The 16008-nt window shown below is 64.3% G+C and carries 17 protein-coding genes; 13 read left to right on the top strand and 4 right to left on the bottom strand.

Features of this window, described 5'->3' with window-relative positions; genetic code table 11:
• Positions 1 to 7: 7 nt before the first annotated feature.
• Positions 8 to 1198, top strand: a complete 1191-nt coding sequence (locus tag BKX98_RS14375; protein ID WP_158024705.1) for a DNA topoisomerase IB — start codon at positions 8 to 10, stop codon at positions 1196 to 1198.
• Positions 1199 to 1249: 51 nt separating this feature from the next.
• On the opposite strand, the gene BKX98_RS14370 is transcribed toward BKX98_RS14375, so the two are convergent.
• Both BKX98_RS14370 and BKX98_RS14365 read right to left on the bottom strand, forming a co-directional pair.
• A complete protein-coding gene (locus BKX98_RS14370) occupies positions 1250 to 2350 on the bottom strand; it encodes an alanine racemase (protein ID WP_073707762.1) in 1101 nt (366 codons plus the stop codon).
• A 108-nt stretch (positions 2351 to 2458) separates the two neighbouring features.
• A complete protein-coding gene (locus tag BKX98_RS14365; RefSeq protein WP_073707761.1) occupies positions 2459 to 3247 on the bottom strand; it encodes an IclR family transcriptional regulator in 789 nt (262 codons plus the stop codon).
• 104 nt (positions 3248 to 3351) lie between these two features.
• On the opposite strand from BKX98_RS14365, the gene BKX98_RS14360 reads away from it, so the two are divergent.
• From BKX98_RS14360 to BKX98_RS14345, 4 genes are all read left to right on the top strand, one after another.
• Entirely contained in the window at positions 3352 to 3807 is a 456-nt protein-coding gene (locus BKX98_RS14360) for a VOC family protein (RefSeq protein WP_073707760.1), read from the top strand.
• A 163-nt stretch (positions 3808 to 3970) separates the two neighbouring features.
• Complete coding sequence (locus tag BKX98_RS14355; RefSeq protein WP_038993256.1) at positions 3971 to 4675, top strand: CoA transferase subunit A; 705 nt, start codon at positions 3971 to 3973, stop codon at positions 4673 to 4675.
• A 2-nt stretch (positions 4676 to 4677) separates the two neighbouring features.
• Positions 4678 to 5328, top strand: a complete 651-nt coding sequence (locus tag BKX98_RS14350) for a CoA transferase subunit B (protein WP_073707759.1) — start codon at positions 4678 to 4680, stop codon at positions 5326 to 5328.
• On the top strand, positions 5325 to 6494 hold the full coding sequence (locus BKX98_RS14345; protein ID WP_073707758.1) for an acetyl-CoA C-acyltransferase: 1170 nt from the start codon (positions 5325 to 5327) through the stop codon (positions 6492 to 6494). Before BKX98_RS14350 ends, BKX98_RS14345 begins: the two co-directional genes overlap by 4 nt.
• 138 nt (positions 6495 to 6632) lie before the next feature.
• On the opposite strand, the gene BKX98_RS14340 is transcribed toward BKX98_RS14345, so the two are convergent.
• The gene (locus BKX98_RS14340; RefSeq protein WP_073707757.1) at positions 6633 to 7193 is read right to left on the bottom strand and encodes a histidine phosphatase family protein; all 561 of its coding nucleotides are present in this window, start codon (positions 7191 to 7193) and stop codon (positions 6633 to 6635) included.
• A 64-nt stretch (positions 7194 to 7257) separates the two neighbouring features.
• Positions 7258 to 8088, bottom strand: a complete 831-nt coding sequence (locus tag BKX98_RS14335) for a metallophosphoesterase (protein WP_073707756.1) — start codon at positions 8086 to 8088, stop codon at positions 7258 to 7260.
• A 250-nt stretch (positions 8089 to 8338) separates the two neighbouring features.
• Here BKX98_RS14335 and BKX98_RS14330 point away from each other — a divergent pair, with 250 nt between their 5' ends.
• The 8 genes from BKX98_RS14330 (at position 8339) to BKX98_RS14295 (ending at position 15953) form a co-directional block, all read left to right on the top strand.
• Complete coding sequence (locus tag BKX98_RS14330) at positions 8339 to 9289, top strand: beta-ketoacyl-ACP synthase III (protein WP_038993253.1); 951 nt, start codon at positions 8339 to 8341, stop codon at positions 9287 to 9289.
• Positions 9290 to 9394: 105 nt separating this feature from the next.
• Positions 9395 to 9742: a helix-turn-helix transcriptional regulator gene (locus BKX98_RS14325; RefSeq protein ID WP_198934385.1), complete on the top strand. Its 348-nt coding sequence runs from the start codon at positions 9395 to 9397 to the stop codon at positions 9740 to 9742.
• Positions 9739 to 10155 (top strand): SRPBCC family protein, encoded by a 417-nt coding sequence (locus BKX98_RS14320; protein WP_073707754.1) that lies wholly within the window; start codon positions 9739 to 9741, stop codon positions 10153 to 10155. The genes BKX98_RS14325 and BKX98_RS14320 overlap by 4 nt, the downstream gene beginning before the upstream one ends.
• A gap of 27 nt (positions 10156 to 10182) precedes the next feature.
• Positions 10183 to 11232 carry a TIGR03086 family metal-binding protein gene (locus BKX98_RS14315; RefSeq protein WP_143181144.1) on the top strand — a complete coding sequence of 350 codons (1050 nt, stop codon included), beginning with the start codon at positions 10183 to 10185 and terminating at the stop codon, positions 11230 to 11232.
• Positions 11233 to 11300: 68 nt separating this feature from the next.
• Entirely contained in the window at positions 11301 to 12005 is a 705-nt protein-coding gene (locus BKX98_RS14310) for a FadR/GntR family transcriptional regulator (protein ID WP_073707752.1), read from the top strand.
• Positions 12002 to 12997: an asparaginase gene (locus BKX98_RS14305; protein ID WP_233125395.1), complete on the top strand. Its 996-nt coding sequence runs from the start codon at positions 12002 to 12004 to the stop codon at positions 12995 to 12997. Before BKX98_RS14310 ends, BKX98_RS14305 begins: the two co-directional genes overlap by 4 nt.
• Before the next feature lie 47 nt (positions 12998 to 13044).
• The gene (locus tag BKX98_RS14300) at positions 13045 to 14460 is read left to right on the top strand and encodes an aspartate ammonia-lyase (protein ID WP_073707751.1); all 1416 of its coding nucleotides are present in this window, start codon (positions 13045 to 13047) and stop codon (positions 14458 to 14460) included.
• Between the two features lie 14 nt (positions 14461 to 14474).
• The gene (locus tag BKX98_RS14295; protein ID WP_073707750.1) at positions 14475 to 15953 is read left to right on the top strand and encodes an amino acid permease; all 1479 of its coding nucleotides are present in this window, start codon (positions 14475 to 14477) and stop codon (positions 15951 to 15953) included.
• Positions 15954 to 16008 lie beyond the last annotated feature (55 nt).

The raw sequence follows: 16008 nt of genomic DNA, 5'->3' as shown, positions 1-16008 counted from the left end.
TCATGCCTTGTTGCGTCCCTTGGCGCGATTCCAGGGCGGTTCAGGCGCAATCAACCCGCTGCAGGCCCCCGGTCCACCCGCCGGTGATGCGCATCCGGCGCGGGAGGGCTGGGATTTTCCTGCGAACGCCCGGTTCCGTGAAAGGATCGGCGGTAGTGTGTCCGTGATTCCACGGCTACTAAACCAACAGGAGGCTGCCATGGCGGCACGGCGAACCTCGCGGCTTCCCATCACGCGCCGACGCGCAGGAACCGGCTTCTTCTATCTGGAAGGCTCGCGCTCCGTTAAGGACCCGCGCCTGCTGGAGCGGATCAGGAAATTGTCGATTCCGCCGGCTTGGCAACAGGTCCAGATCGCGGCCAGTTCGCGGGCCAAGGTCCAAGCTCGCGGAATAGATGCGGCAGGACGCACCCAGATGATTTATCACCCGGAATTCCGTGATCGCCAGGATGCCGCCAAATTCGACCGGTTGCCAGCGTTCGGCCGTGCGCTGCCGAATCTCCGCCGTCAGCTGATGCGGGATTTGCGCCGGGGAAGCAGCGACAAGAACAAGGTCACTGCGGCCGTGATAATGCTGCTGGATCTTCACCTGCTGCGCATCGGCACGCATGCATACTCGCATTCCAACGAATCCTTCGGGGCTGCTTCGTTGCGATCCAAGCATCTGGCGGTCCAAGGGCATTGCGCCACCCTCGATTTTCCTGGCAAGAGCGGCCAGGAGCAGCATGTGAAAATCAGGAGCCGACGACTGGTAAAAGTACTGGCTGAATTGCGCGATCAACCGGGCTATGAGATTTTCCGCTATCTGGACGAAGATGGGAAGTCACGCTTGCTTCAGCCATCACAGATCAACCAGTACCTCGCCGAGCATTTGGATGGCGATTTCACGGCCAAGGACTTCAGAACCTGGGGCGGCAGCTTGGCAGCGTTCGAGGCATTGCTTGAGGCTCCCGCCTCAGCGATGGCGGCCGAAGATGCAACGAATCTGCGTAAGCTGGCCGTCGAGCAAGCCGCCAGAAAACTGGGCAATACTCCCGAAATCGCCGCCGGATCCTATATCGACCCGCGGGTGCTGGCATTGGCGGAAGATCCTGGGAAATTGTCGTCGCTGCGCCGTTCCAAAAGCCAGCTCAAGACCAAGAACCATTTGGATCCTGCGTCGCGTTGCATGCTGCGTTTTCTTGAAAGGACCGGGTAGGCGACGGCTCGGAATCAGCTGGTGCAGCTGCCTGGCATCAGATTGCGGAAACTAGAAGTTCAGCCCGCGGGCCGCCACATCCCATTCTTCGCTGGTGCCGTCCTCATGCACGGCCAGCACGGTATCAACCAGGTTTACTGCGACGCAGACGTGGTTGGGGATGACCTGCAGCTGCTGGCCATGGGCCGGCAGCGGTTGGTCTTCGGGCCACAGCACGGTGGCATGGTGCTCGGACAGCGCACTGATCCGAGCTTCCGGGCATTCGGCGATGCGCCCGTAGCCGGTAGCCCAAGCCGGGCGGTCTGCGCCGAGCATCTTGCTGCCGGCGTCCAGCACAATGCGCCGGGGAATCTGCGCATCGCCTTCATGCCGGCTGATCACGGTGGATGCGACAGAAAGCGAAATGTCCTCCCAGCGCACGCGCCCCAGCTCGAACTGCTGCGCATCGCCAAAGACATAGACCCCGGGACGCACCTCGGTCAGCACCGAGTTGTCGCTGAGTTCCGCCGTCGGTGTGGAACCGCCGCTGATCCGCTTGATCTTATGCCCTGCCTCGCGCAGCAGGAAAGCCGCCTCGGCCAAGGTCTTGTGCTCATCGTTCAGTGCCGCGTCAATGCCGTCCGGCGAGTAGCTGTGGCCGGGGAAGGTGAAGATCCCGTGCACGCGCATCCCCAAAGCACGGGCGACCTCGGCAATCTCGACTGCGCCTTGCGGGCTGGTGCCGCTTCGGTGATGGCCGCTGTCGATCTCGATGATGAGCTTGACCTTGGAGGCCTTCTCCCCCAGCATCTTGGCCATCTGCTGGACGGCTTCGACCGAATCGGTGCCGATGCTCAGCTTGGCCCGCCGCATCAGCTCCATGATCCGCTCTGCCTGGGATTCATTGACCCACAGCGGGTAGGCGATGAAGATCTTGGCGACCCCGTGCAACGCGAAGGCGAGGGCTTCGCCCACGGTGGCCACGGTGAGTCCGGCGGCACCGGCATTCATCTGGCGTTCGGCGATCTCATGCATCTTATGGGTCTTGGCATGCGGGCGCAGTTTCAGCCCTTGGCTTGCCACCCGATGGGCCACCCGGTCGATGTTCTGCTGGAGCTTCGCTACGTCAACGATGATCTGCGGGGTGTTGATGCCGGCTGGGATAATGCCCAAATTTTCTGTCCTTCTTGCACGTGTACTGCGTCGCAGGGAACCTGTGGAATTGCATTCCCGCCGATCTGAAAGACTACCGCAGGAAGCTTTGTATAGGGGAAGGAAGAACTAGCGCGGCAGCGTGCCTGGCCGGCTGGACAGCTTGGTGGACAGCTCATGGGCGTGGTGCAGCAAGAGGTTGCCCAGTTCCTGACGGCGGTCTTCTTCAAAGCGGGTGTGGATTCCGGTCAGGCTCAGCGCCCAGGCGGGCTGCCCGGAGTTGTCGAAAACTGCAGCACCCATGCCCCAGCTGCCCTCGACGATCAGTCCGGGGTTGACCGAATAGCCCAGCTGGCGGGTTTCGGCGACCTTCTTGCGCAGCTCGTCGCGCGAATGCGCCGGCCCGTATTCCGGCTCCAGGTCGGCGTTGCGCAGGTAGCGTTCGATCCCCTGCTCGGGCAGGAACGCAAGAATGGCGATGCCGGCCGAGGCGACACCGAGTGGGAAGCGCCGGCCTTCATACAGGACGAAGGAGCGGATCGGGAAGGCCCCGTCCTGGCGCAGCAGGCACACGGTTTCGTCCCCGCGGCGGGCCGAGAGGAACGCGCTTTCTCCGGTGGCCTCAGCGAGCGCTGCCACGTGTTCGCGGGCTAGTTCGCTGATGTCGTAGCGTTCGGCTGCCACCGCGCCCATGAGGTAGAGCTCGGGGCCCAGCAGCCAGCGGCCGGTGCGGTTATCGTGGTCGCAGAATCCTTCGGTGGCCAGCGCACTGAGCAGCCGGTGCACGGTGGGGCGGGCCAGACCGGTGCTCCGGGCGGCCTGCGTCGTGGTGATGCCCTCGGGCATGGAGGTGCTCACGGCGCGCAGCACGGCGGCCAGCCGTCCGACGACCTGGGTTCCAGCCGGGGAATTGCTCATGACCACATTATGGACGATGGGGGTTCGGGCCGGGTAAATTTCGGCTTCATACTTTGTCGCCGCACCCCTGTTGCTGTGGGGCCGATCGGCGGATAATTTGGCACATGGAAAAGACATGGCAGATCGTCATCGACTGCGCTGAGCCGCAAGCGATGGTCCGGTTCTGGACCGAGGCGCTGCGCTACGTTCCCGAGCCCGCTCCTGATGGGCATCCGACCTGGCGCGCCTACTGGCGGTCGATGGGTGTGCCCGAGGATGAATTGCCGCCCGGCGCCGGCGACGCTCCGGAGTCGCTGGTCGATCCGCACGGTGGTGGTCCCCGGATTTGGTTCCAGCAGGTGCCGGAAGCCAAGCACGTCAAGAACCGCCTGCATCTGGATTTGCTGGTCAGCGGCGGCCGCGGTGTCCGCTTCGAGCAGCGCCGGCAGATCATCACCGACGAGGCAGAGCGCCTAGTCGGTTTGGGGGCAAAGGTCCAGACCGTTCACGACATGCCCGAGATGGGCCATTTCGCCATTTGCATGCTCGATATCGAAGGCAACGAGTTCGACATCGTCTAGCTCTCGTCATACGCGTCCATGATATGGACAGGGTGTCCACTTCTCCTCACCATCCGACCAATTCACCGGCAAATCTCCGGGCCTATTGCATGCTCACCTGCGACTACGTACGTTAGGGACTAAGCAGATCCGAGCTCCACATAGTGGACACATGGAGGAATCGATGACAACGAAGTTTCAGGATGACGCAGCCGCTGCTTTGGCTGCCGTCGTCAAGGATGGCATGACCATCGCAGTAGGCGGATTCGGCCTATCCGGCATCCCGAACCGGCTGATCACCGCGTTGCGGGACTCGAAAGCAACCAACCTGACGATCGTTTCAAACAACATGGGCGTGGATGGCAAGGGGCTGGGCGTCCTGTTGGAAAACAAGCAGGTTTCCAAGGTCCTGGCCTCCTACGTCGGGGAGAACAAGCTGTTCGCCCAGCAGTTCCTTGATGGAGATCTGGAAGTTGAATTCTGCCCGCAAGGCACCTTGGCCGAGCGCCTGCGTGCTGGCGGTGTCGGAATCCCCGCGTTCTTCACGCCAACCGGCGTGGGAACGCCGATTGCCGAAGGCAAGGAAGTCATGGAATTCAATGGCAAGCCGGCGATCCTGGAACGCGGCATCTTCGCCGACATCGCCCTGGTCAAGGCGCACCAGGCGGATGCGGAAGGCAACCTGCGCTATCGGATGACCTCGAAGAACTTCAACCCGCTGGCCGCCATGTCGGGCCGGCACACCTTCGCCGAGGCCGAAGAAATCCTCGATGACTACCTGGACCCGTCATTGGTGGAAACCCCGGGAATTTTCGTGCAGACCCTGGTCCAGGCCGATGAGGTCAAGGACATTGAACAGCGCACCGTGCGCAGCCGAGAGGAGGCCTGAACATGTGGACTCGAGATGAAATGGCGGCCATCGCCGCCAGCGAGCTGACAGATGGCCAGTACGTGAACCTGGGCATTGGCATCCCCACCATGGTGGCCAATAACCTGCCGGACGGCGTATCGGTCAAGCTGCAGAGCGAGAACGGCCTGCTGGGCATGGGCCCCTTCCCCTATGAAGGCGAAGAAGACGCTGATTTGATCAATGCCGGAAAGCAGACCGTGACGATCCTGCCCGGCGGCAGCTTCTTCGATTCGGCGACCTCCTTCGGCATGATCCGCGGCGGCCACGTCCAGACCGCGATCCTCGGAGCCCTGCAGGTGGCCGCCAACGGCGATCTGGCCAACTGGACCATCCCGGGCAAGCTGGTCAAGGGCATGGGCGGCGCCATGGATCTGGTCGCTGGCACCCCGCGCGTGATCGTCTTGACCGACCACGTGGCCAAGGACGGAACATCGAAGATCGTGGAGAAATGCGACCTGCCGCTGACCGGAGTCGGCGTGGTCAACCGCATCATCACCGATCGAGCAGTGTTTGATATAGAGGACTCGAGCTTGACCCTGCGTGCAGTAGCCCCGGGGGAAAGCGTGGAAAGCATCAAGGAAATCACGGCAGCGGAATTTGTCGTGGATATTGTGGAGGATCTGAAAGCATGACCGCAAAGATTGTGGGCTACGCCCGCACCCCGTTCGTGAAGTTCAATGGCGTTTTCGCCGCGGTTCCCGCCACCGAGCTGGGCGCGCACGCCGCCAGGGCGGCACTGGAAGGCGCCGGAGTAGCACCCAGCGAGGTGCAGCAGGTCGTCGTCGGCCAGGTGCTGCAGGGCGGCGCTGGCCAGAATCCGGCCCGCCAGTCCGCTGTGGGCGCCGGTGTTCCATTGGAAGTTCCGGCTATCGCGGTGAATGCGGTGTGCCTTTCAGGTGCCGAAGCAGTGGTGGCAGGTGCCCGCTTGATCAACAGCGGCGAAGCTGATGTCGTCCTGGCCATCGGCCAGGAATCGATGTCGCTGGCTCCGCACGTGCAGCGCGCCCGTGCCGGCGCCAAGTACGGTGCCATCGAAATGATCGACACCTTGGAATACGACGGCCTGACGGATGCCGCCGAGAAGCGTTCGATGGGTGCTTCCACCGAGGAGCACAACGCCAAGCTGTCGATGACCCGCGAGGCCCAGGATACGGTTTCGGCCGCTTCCCACCAGCGCGCTGCCGCTTCCCGCGATTTCGCAGCCGGCGAGATTGCGCCTTTCACCATTTCCAGCCGTCGTGGCGACACCACCATCAGCGAAGATGACGGCGTCCGCGCAGACACCACAGTGGAGTCCCTGGGCAAGCTGCGCCCTGCCTTCGCCAAGGAAGGCACCATCACCGCAGGCAACTCCTCGCAGATCACCGATGGCGCCGCGGCAGTGGTGCTGGCCAGCGACGCGGCCATTGAGCGACTGGGTCTGAAGCCGCTGGCGGAAATCCTCTCTCATGCTTTTGTTGCCGGTCCGGACCGTACCCTGCACGAGCAGCCATCCAACGCAATCAGCGCAGCCCTGCAGAAGGCAGGTGCCGAAGCGAAGGACCTGAAGGCGGTTGAAATCAACGAGGCCTTCGCTGCCGTGTCGGTGCAGTCCACCAAGGCGCTCGGCCTGGATGCCTCCATCGTGAACCCGCATGGCGGTGCCATCGCCCTGGGCCACCCGATCGGTGCTTCCGGTGCACGAATCGTAGGCACCCTGGCCCGTCAGCTGCATGAACTGCCTGCCGGTTCGCTGGGTGCCATCGGCATCTGCGGCGGCGGCGGCCAGGGCACCGCATTGGTCCTGCGCTCGCTGTAGCCACCTGCTAACAAGCCGGTGCGGCCAGGTCCTGCTGGGATCAGGCCGCACCGGCTTTTTCGTTGTCCCAGTGGATCAAGAGCAAGAATTCTCGAGCTGACCGCTTGATGTTTCGATGCTGTGCCTTGCGCTTTGTTTCTAATGCCAGAGCGGCTCACGCGATACGTGATTGATCAGCAGCTGCGGATCCAGTTCGACATAGGTTCCATTGGCCATCCGCGGGTTGCTTTCTGCGGTAAGCGCGGCAATCACCGAGCAGATCAAGGCGCTGTGGCTGACTACCAGCACATACTGTCCCGGATGCTGATGGCAGATCTTGAACAGCGCATTCACTGCACGGCCCACCAGGTGCTCCTCGGTTTCGCCGGTGCCCACCAGCAGCTGGCGCTGCTCATCGGCACCATCGGCAACCAGGGTGCCTTCCAGATTGCCGAAGTCCTGCTCCATCAGTTCCGGGTTCTCGTGCAGGGCGCGGATGCCCATGCTGTTGGCAATGATCTGCGCGGTTTGGCGGGCACGGAACAGCGGTGAGGAATACACCGCATCCCACGGTCCCTGAGGTGCCAGCTCGGCGGCGAGCTGCTGGGCTTGGCGGATGCCCGTGTCGTTCATCGGCAGGTCGCTGCGTCCATGCAGTCGTCCTGCCTTGTTCCATTCGGTCTGTCCGTGGCGGATCAGTACTAGTTTCTGTGCACTCATCGTCTTCTTCTTTCTGGCTTGCACCGCAGCGACACGCGCCCGGTGCTCAGTTCTGTTCTTCGAGTCAGTTGCTGGTCTGCGAACTCTTGACTGGCGCGGGCAGCGCCGGGCATTCGTTCAGCGCAGAGCACTGATCGCTGGACGCAGCGAACGCGTCCACTGTTTTTGCCCCGACATTGATGACGTTGAATGCCGCCGCGGGCTCGGCAACGATCTGGGTCGGGGCGAATGGATTCATGTTGTAGGACACTGCAGGAGCCATGAACACCGGGGTGTTCACCAGCTGGCTGGTGGACGCCTGGTGGTAGTGGCCGCAAAGGATCGCACGGATATCGCTACCGGCGGTAATGGCCGCCAGCTCCATGGGGTCCTGCAGTCCACGTCCGGCACGGGCCTCATTGGTGGCCTCCACCGGAGGATGGTGCAACAGCAGCAGGGATCCGCGCGGTGCTGGCGCCGCCAGGAGCATGGAAAGCCAATCGAGCTGCTCGCGTTCAAGGTTCCCCTGGGCCAGTTGGAATCCCCCGCTATCCAGGCCGATGATTCGAAGCCCGTGGACCTCGTGCACCGTGTCGGCTGGACGGGGACCGGTGGACAGGCGCCTGGTGTTGAAGGATTCCCCCACCGTTCCCAACGGGTCATGGTTGCCCGGCACGCTGATGACCGGGCAATCCAGTACACGCTGCGTCCGGTTGAACAGCTCGGCGGCCCGCTCATGGACGGGCGAACCGCGATCGGCGATATCGCCGGTCACCACGATGGCATCCGGTTCCAGGTATGCGGCCGCTTCCAGCGCCTGCTCGGTGCGCTGCCACGAATCAATGGTCCCGTGAAGCAGCTGCCCTTCGGGGTGCAGGTGGGTGTCGCTCAATTGGATGATCGTCAGAGGCTCCATCTTCTTCCCTCCCGTGCGGCTGCTGCATTTCATCCCATTGAACGCCGGAGGTCTGGCCAGCAGGTGAACAGGGCGCCGACACCATATGAAGTCCTGAAGAATCAAGGTTCCTCGAATACCGGACAAATGGGCTATCCAAGACAGGGAAAACCCCGTATTACATGCTTTCTGGCGCATATGAACAGCGAGTAGCATTCAAAACGACTAACCTTGAAGAGAGAAGTTTTGAATCCACCGAGGAGCTATATCCATGACCGGCAGCAAAGTCGTCGCCTTTGGCCACTTCCAGCCAGAGCGCATCGTCCCGAATACCGAGCTGGAAAAGCTGGTGGAAACCAGCGACGAGTGGATTACCCGCCGCGTCGGCATCGAGGAACGCCGCTGGGGCACCGGTGTTGAAACCGTCGACTCCATGGCCATCAAGGCCGCAGAGATGGCTTTCGGCAATTCGGCAGACATCAAGGCAGCAGATATCGATTTGATTGTTGTCGCGACCTGCACCGCCACCGACCGCTCGCCGAATATGGCGGCCCGTGTTGCCGAGGCACTGAACATGGAGCAGGGCCCTGCCACCATGGATGTCAATGTGGCCTGCTCTGGCTTCGCCCATGCAGTGGGCATCGCCCAAGGCGCTATCGCGGCAGGCACCGCCACCAACGCTCTGGTTATCGGCTCCGAAATGCTCACCGATTACACCGACTTCACCGATCGCACCACCTGCGTGCTCACCGCCGATGGCGCTGGCGCCTTCGTGATCACCGCTTCGGAAGACAATGGCATTTCGCCAGTCGTCTGGGGTTCGGTCCCGTCGCTGTCCGATGCCGTGCGCATCGAGGCCGAGAACGACATGAAGTTCGCGCAGAACGGCCAGAGCGTCTACCGCTGGACCGTGACCCAGCTGCCGAAGATCGCTTCGCAGATTATCGAGCGTGCGGGCATGAAGCCGGAAGAGCTGGATGCCATCGTCCTGCACCAGGCCAACCTGCGCATTATCGAGCCGCTGGCTGAGAAGATCGGCGCCCCGAACGCACGCGTGGCCACCGACGTGGTCTACTCAGGCAACACCTCGGCCGCCTCGGTGCCGCTGGCACTGTCCAAGCTGATGGCTTCGGATGAGCCGCTGCCTTCGGGGTCCAAGGCGCTGCTGTTCGCCTTCGGCGGCGGCCTGGCCTACGCAGGCCAGATCATCACCATTCCTTAAGCATTTTCCTCGCGAAAGGCGCACCGGCAACTTGCCGGTGCGCCTTTCGCGGTTAATCTCCCGGCAGCCCTTATGCAATGCGTAGCAACGGCTAACCTATTGCACATGCTCGATGTACTGGAGGTCGCCGCTGAACCGACGCGCAAGCGCCTGGTACAGCTGCTCGGCTCCGGTGAACGAACGGTGACGGAGCTGGCCAGGCATTTTCCGGTCAGCAGGTCCGCAATCTCCCAACACTTGCTGCTGTTGATCGAAGCCGGTTTGCTCGACGCCCGGAAGGACGGGCGCCAGCGCTACTATTCGCTCACCCGTGCAGGCATCGCCCGGCTCAAGAAAGAAATCGAGTCGTTCTGGAATACCGAATTGGATCTGCTTGCAGCCGAGGCCAGCCAGCTGGCCGCCGGCGGGCAGCCCACCGCTTCCCCGATGGCACACCCAGGAGAACAGCCATGAGCTCCGAGAGAACCGTCATCCTCCCTGTCAACCCGGACACCGCCTTCACCCTGGTCACCGATCCCGAACGCCTGCGCCGCTGGCAAACTGTCGCCTGCCGCATGGACCTGAGGGTCGGTGGCAGCTACCGATTCACCATGGGCCCCGGCCTCCATGCCGCAGGCACAGTCACCGAAATCGAGCCAGGCCGCCGGCTGGTGCTCAGCTGGGGCTGGGAATGCTCCGACGCGGTGCCTCCCGGTGATTCCGCCCTCTACATCACCATGGAAGCGCATGCGGAAGGCACCGCGCTCACCCTGCGCCACGAAGGCCTGGACGCCGGGCAGCCCTCCGGCCATGCCGAGGGCTGGAACCACTTCCTGGACCGCCTGGTGCCCTTCGCGAAAATCGGCCATGCCGTCCCCGATGAATGAAACGCCACGCCGGAACCCGCAGATGCCATCACCGCGGCCGAGGCCTCCCTGGCCGCGCTGCAGCTGGTGCTGCACCACCTTCAGGAAAAGGACCTGCAGCGCCCAACCCCCTGCACGGAGTTCAACGTCAGCCAGCTCGTGGACCACTTGGCCGGCAACCTCGCACTGGCTTGCAAGGCGATGGGCTCTGAACAAGCAGATGACCCGTCGCTGGCACCGGAACCGCGCATTGCCCAGCTCGCGCAGGCGGCCCTGGAGTCTTTCTCCGCACGTGGGCTGGAGGGCACGCTCGATCTGGGCTTCGCAGAGGTTCCGGCCAGCGTCCTGTCCGGCATCCTGAACCTCGAATCCATGGTCCACGGCTGGGATTTCGCCCAGGCCACGAGCCAGGAATTCGACGTGGATCCGGGCCTGGCCGAGTACGTCCTGGAACTGGCGCGGGCCACGGTTGGCGAACAGCAGCGCGCTTCGGGCTCACTCGGCCCCGAGACGGCCATCGCCGAATCCGCCGGCAGCCTGGAACGGCTGATCGCCTTCACCGGCCGCGTGCCGGCCGGCGCCCGAGCGGCACCGATGGTTGATGCCGCCACCAGCATCGTGATCCGCCGGCCGCTGCACGAGGTGGCCGGCTCCACGATGGATCCGCTCAATGCCCCGGTGTGGTATCGGAACATCAGCACCGCGCGCCGGCTCGATGAGGGCAACTTCGGCATCGGAGCGCGTGCCGCCTTCGAAGCCCGCTTCCGGGGCCGGGCCCTGTCCTACACCTACGTGTTCAAGGAATATGTGCCCGGCCGGCTGCTGGTCATGGCCACCGCGCAAGGACCGTTCCCGATGCGCACCAGCTACCGCTTTAAGGCGGTGGATGGCGCCCGCACCCGGGTGCACCTGCGCAATGACGGGCGGCCCTCGGGATTCAGCAAGCTGCTGGCACCGCTGATGGCCCCCGATGATGCGCCGGGCGAAGACCGCCGATCTGCGGATGCTCAAGCGCGTCCTGGAGGCAGGACAACGCTCAGCCAGGCCGGGGATGCAGATGTTTTTCTCCTGCGCTCCATTCCTGCACTCCGTCGCTGACTTGAGTGTTCCCAGTCACCAAAAACTCGACTTGACGTTAAGTGGCTCACAGTCGCACACTGGTACACGTGAACCTGTCAGACAGCTGGACACCCGGACAACAGCCGATCGAACGCCGATCCGCTGCCGAAGGCGTCTTCCATGCACTCCGCTTAGCCATTGAAGCCCGGGAAATCGCCATTGGTGCGAAACTCGGATCCGAAGCAGCCCTCGCGGCCGACTACGGCGTGAGCCGTTCGGTCATCCGCGAAGCCCTGCGCTCCTGCGCAGCCCTGGGACTGACCCGCACCGAAACCGGGCGCGGCACCTTCGTGGTCTCCCACCGGCCCACCCGCGAGCTGAAGCTGGGCAGCTTCTCCTCCGATGACCTGCACGAGGCCCGCCCGCATATCGAGATCCCGGCCGCCAGCTTCGCCGCCACCCGGCGCACCGCCGAGGACCTTGAGCGGATCAGCGGCCTGATCGAGGCCATGGAGCAGGAAGATGACCCGGCCGCCTGGGTGGAGCTGGATGCCGCCTTCCATGCGGCAATCGCGCAAGCCAGCGGCAATTCCGTGTTCACCAAGGTGGTCGCCGACATCCGCGAGGCCATGGCCCGCCAGTCCGAGACCGTGAACCTGGTCGCCGGCCGCCGCGCCCCTTCGAACACGGAGCACCAGGAGATCTACCAGGCCATCGCAGCACAGGATGAGCAAGCCGCCACCGCTGCCATGGCCAAGCACCTCAACGCAGTGCAGCACGCAGTATCCACCATAGTCAGGAGCAAGAAGTGACCCCCGCCGATCCCCAGACCCTGCGCGCATCGCTGGCCAATCAGGCACTGCCCCAGCACGAACCGCTGGTCATCGCCACCCGCGGTGACGCCGTCGAGTCCATCCACTACGGCTCGGCAGTGCTGCTGGATGCCTCCGGCTCCATCGCCGCCAGCCGCGGCGATGCCCAGGCCGTGTTCTACCCGCGCTCGGCGCTGAAGCCGCTGTTCGCCGTGGGAATGCTGCGCGCCGGGCTGCAGCTCGATGACCAGCAGCTGGCCCTGGCCTCGGCCAGCCACTCCGGCGCAGAACGCCACCAGCAGGTTGCCGCCTCGACGCTGGCAGCGGCCGGGCTGGACGAACACGCGCTGCGCAACTCCACCGACCTGCCCTACGGCGCCGCCGAGCGCCAGCGCCACCTGGCCGCCGGCGGCAAGGCCACCCAGCTGGCGCAGAACTGCTCGGGCAAGCACGCGGCACTGGCCGCCCTATGCCAGCTCAAGGGCTGGGACACCGCAGACTACCTGAATGACCAGCGCCTACTGGATCTGCTGCAGGACACCGTCGAGGAGCTGGCCGGCGAAGAGATCAGCGGGGTGAGCACCGACGGCTGCGGCACCCCGGTATACCGGATGAGCCTGGCCGGACTGGCCCGCGCCTTCGGCAAGCTGGCCAGCGCCGCCGAAGGCACCGCTGAGCACCGCGTGGCCGCGGCCATGTCCGGCTACCCGGAACTGGTGGCAGGCGAGGGCCGCGATGTCACCGAGCTGATGCGCGTGCTGCCCGGCGCCGTGGCCAAGGACGGCTTCGAAGGCATCCAAGCCGTGGGCCTGCCCGATGGCAGCGCGCTGGCCGTGAAGATCGCCGATGGCTCGGACCGCGCCCGGATGCCGATCACCGCCAAGCTGCTCGCCGAGCACCTTGGCTCCGAAGCGGCTCTGGCCCTTGAGCCGCTGGCCACCAGCCCGGCCCTCGGCGGCGGACAGCCCGTAGGCCTGCTGGCCGCACTGTGAAGTTTCCCGTTCCCACCCATTCAATGAACACTGGAGAAGAATCCACCATGCCTGAAACCTTGCTCAGCGGCACGTACCGCACCGAGCATGACCTGATCGGCGACCGCGAGATCCCGGCGGAAGCCTATTGGGGCGTGCACACCCTGCGCGCCAAGGAGAACTTCGACATCACCGGCACCGCGCTGTCCGGCAACCCGCACCTGATCCGCGCATTGGCGCGCGTGAAGCAGGCTGCCGCCCGGGCCAACCACGAGCTCGGCCTGCTCGACGCCCAGCGCGCCGCGGCCATCGACTCAGCCTGCGAGCGCATCGCCGCCGGCGAGCTGCATGACCAGTTCATCATCGACCCGATCCAGGGCGGGGCTGGCACCAGCACCAACATGAACGCCAATGAGGTCATCGCCAACCTGTCGCTGGAGATCCTCGGCCATGCAAAGGGCGAGTACCAGCACCTGCACCCGAACGACCATGTGAACCTGTCGCAGTCCACCAACGACGCCTACCCGACCGCGGTGAACATCGCCACCCACTTCGCTACCCAGCCGCTGCTGGCGGCCATCGAGGTGCTGCAGGATTCCTGCAACGCCAAGGCCGCAGAATTCCGCACCGTGGTGAAGATGGGCCGCACCCAGCTGCAGGATGCCGTGCCGATGACCGTAGGCCAGGAGTTCCGCGGCTGGGCCGTGACCCTGGGCGAGGACCGGGCACGGCTGGAGGAATCGCTGTCGCTGGTCACCGAGATCAACCTCGGCGCCACAGCCATCGGCACCGGGCTGAACGCCCCGGCCGGCTACGCCGAGGCCGCCTGCCGCCACCTGCGCGAGCTGACCGGCCTGCCGCTGACTACCAGCCCGGATCTGATCGAGGCCACCAGCGATGTGGGTGCCTTCGTGCACCTCTCGGGCGTGCTCAAGCGAGTGGCGCTGAAGATCTCCAAGATCTGCAACGACCTGCGCTTGCTTTCCTCCGGACCCCGCGCTGGCCTGAACGACCTGCAGCTGCCGGCCGTGCAGTCCGGCTCCTCGATCATGCCCGGCAAGGTCAACCCGGTGATCCCGGAAGTGGTCAGCCAGATCGCCTACCAGGTGGTGGGCCACGATTTGACCGTGACCATGGCCGCCGAGGGCGGGCAGCTGCAGCTGAACGCCTTCGAGCCGGTCATCGCCCACTCGATCGGGCTCTCGCTCAAGCACCTGGCCAACGGCTGCCTGACGCTGGCACGCAAGTGCATCGACGGGATCACCGTGGACGAGCAGTCGCTGCGCCGCGAAGTGGAGAACTCCATCGGCCTGGTCACCGCGCTGAACCCGCGCCTGGGCTATGCGGCGTCCACCTCGGTGGCCCTCGAAGCGCTGCACACCGGACGCGGCGTGGCCGAACTGGTGCTCGAACGCGGCCTGCTTTCGGCCGAAGACCTCAATGAGCTGCTCTCCCCCGAGCGGCTTGCCAACCTCACCGACTAGATCCAAGGAATCCTATGGATAATTCCACCCCGCACGCCACCGCGGCGCACGTCCCCGATGCCGCGCTGACTGCCGGCGACAACGATTACCACAAGGGCCTGTCCTCCCGGCAGATGCAGATGATCGCCATTGGCGGAGCGATTGGCACCGGCCTGTTCATGGGCGCCGGCGGTCGCCTGGCCCAGGCTGGCCCGGGCATCGTGATCAGCTACGCGGTCTGCGGCTTCTTCGCCTTCCTGATCCTGCGGGCGTTGGGCGAACTGGTCATGCACCGTCCGTCGACCGGCTCCTTCGTCTCCTACGCCCGCGAGTTCTACGGCGAGAAGGCGGCCTTCGCCACCGGCTGGCTGTACTGGCTGAACTGGGTGATGACGGCCATCGTGGACATCACCGCGGTCGCCCTGTACATGGGCTTCTTCGGCAAATACGTGGGGTGGATCAGCTCGGTGCCGCAGTGGCTCTGGGCGCTGGCGGCGCTGGCCGTGGTGCTCACCATGAACCTGATCTCGGTCAAGGCCTTCGGCGAGATGGAATTCTGGTTCGCGCTGATCAAGGTCGTGGCCCTGGTGGCCTTCCTGGTTGTCGGCTGCTACTTCGTCATCTTCGGTACCCCGCTGGACGGGCATGAGGTCGGCTTCTCGCTGCTGGCCGATAATGGGGGGCTGCTGCCCAACGGCCTGCTGCCGGTGCTGGTGCTGATGCAGGGCGTGGTCTTCTCCTACGCATCCATCGAGCTGATCGGCACCGCCGCAGGCGAAACGGCAAACCCGGAAAAGGTCATGCCGAAGGCGATCAATACCGTGATCATCCGCATCGCCGTGTTCTACGTCGGCTCGCTGGTGCTGCTCTCGCTGCTGCTGCCCTATTCGGCCTACAGCGCCGGGGAATCGCCGTTCGTGACCTTCTTCGGATCCATCGGCGTGCAGGGCATGGACGTGGTGATGAACCTGGTGGTGCTCACCGCGGCGCTGTCCTCGCTGAACGCCGGGCTCTACTCCACCGGGCGCATCATGCGCTCCATGTCGTTGAACGGGTCGGCACCGAAATTCGCCGGACGGATGAACAAGGCAGGGGTGCCCTACGGCGGCATCGTGATCACCGCCGTGGTGGCAGTGCTCGGCGTGGTGCTCAACGCCGTGGTCCCGGCCAAGGCCTTCGAGATCGTGCTGAACTTCGCTGCCATCGGCATCATTGCCTCCTGGGCGATGATCGTGCTGTGCCAGATCGCCCTGATGAAGTCGGCCAAGCGCGGGGAGCAGGATCGACCGAGCTTCCGGATGCCATTCGCCCCGGTTTCCGGCTGGGTCACCCTGGGCTTCCTTGCCCTGGTGCTGGTGATGATGGCCTTCGACAATCCGGTGGGCACCTGGACCATTGCCTCGCTGGTGATCATCATCCCGCTGATCATCGGCGGCTGGTACCTGTGCCGCGGACGGATCAACGAGATCGCCGAGGCACGGCTGCGCAACGAGCAGCCGGCCAACCAGCCGTAGCAGGATCACCGAACCGGCCTGGATGCAGCATCGCGCAGCGTCCGGGCCGGTTTTC

The organism is Glutamicibacter sp. 0426 (assembly GCF_001906485.1).
In the GTDB taxonomy this organism is placed as follows: Bacteria; Actinomycetota; Actinomycetes; order Actinomycetales; family Micrococcaceae; genus Glutamicibacter; species Glutamicibacter nicotianae.
This window is presented reverse-complemented; position numbering and strand designations above follow the sequence as displayed.

Excerpts from the sequence above, each read along its gene's own strand:
- BKX98_RS14365 (WP_073707761.1), bottom strand. The coding sequence starts at position 3,247 with ATGAGCAATTCCCCGGCTGGAACCCAGGTCGTCGGACGGCTGGCCGCC.
- BKX98_RS14350 (WP_073707759.1), top strand. The coding sequence starts at position 4,678 with ATGTGGACTCGAGATGAAATGGCGGCCATCGCCGCCAGCGAGCTGACA.
- BKX98_RS14355 (WP_038993256.1), top strand. The coding sequence starts at position 3,971 with ATGACAACGAAGTTTCAGGATGACGCAGCCGCTGCTTTGGCTGCCGTC.
- BKX98_RS14295 (WP_073707750.1), top strand. The coding sequence starts at position 14,475 with ATGGATAATTCCACCCCGCACGCCACCGCGGCGCACGTCCCCGATGCC.
- BKX98_RS14360 (WP_073707760.1), top strand. The coding sequence starts at position 3,352 with ATGGAAAAGACATGGCAGATCGTCATCGACTGCGCTGAGCCGCAAGCG.
- BKX98_RS14320 (WP_073707754.1), top strand. The coding sequence starts at position 9,739 with ATGAGCTCCGAGAGAACCGTCATCCTCCCTGTCAACCCGGACACCGCC.
- BKX98_RS14325 (WP_198934385.1), top strand. The coding sequence starts at position 9,395 with ATGCTCGATGTACTGGAGGTCGCCGCTGAACCGACGCGCAAGCGCCTG.
- BKX98_RS14345 (WP_073707758.1), top strand. The coding sequence starts at position 5,325 with ATGACCGCAAAGATTGTGGGCTACGCCCGCACCCCGTTCGTGAAGTTC.
- BKX98_RS14335 (WP_073707756.1), bottom strand. The coding sequence starts at position 8,088 with ATGGAGCCTCTGACGATCATCCAATTGAGCGACACCCACCTGCACCCC.
- BKX98_RS14330 (WP_038993253.1), top strand. The coding sequence starts at position 8,339 with ATGACCGGCAGCAAAGTCGTCGCCTTTGGCCACTTCCAGCCAGAGCGC.
- BKX98_RS14300 (WP_073707751.1), top strand. The coding sequence starts at position 13,045 with ATGCCTGAAACCTTGCTCAGCGGCACGTACCGCACCGAGCATGACCTG.
- BKX98_RS14340 (WP_073707757.1), bottom strand. The coding sequence starts at position 7,193 with ATGAGTGCACAGAAACTAGTACTGATCCGCCACGGACAGACCGAATGG.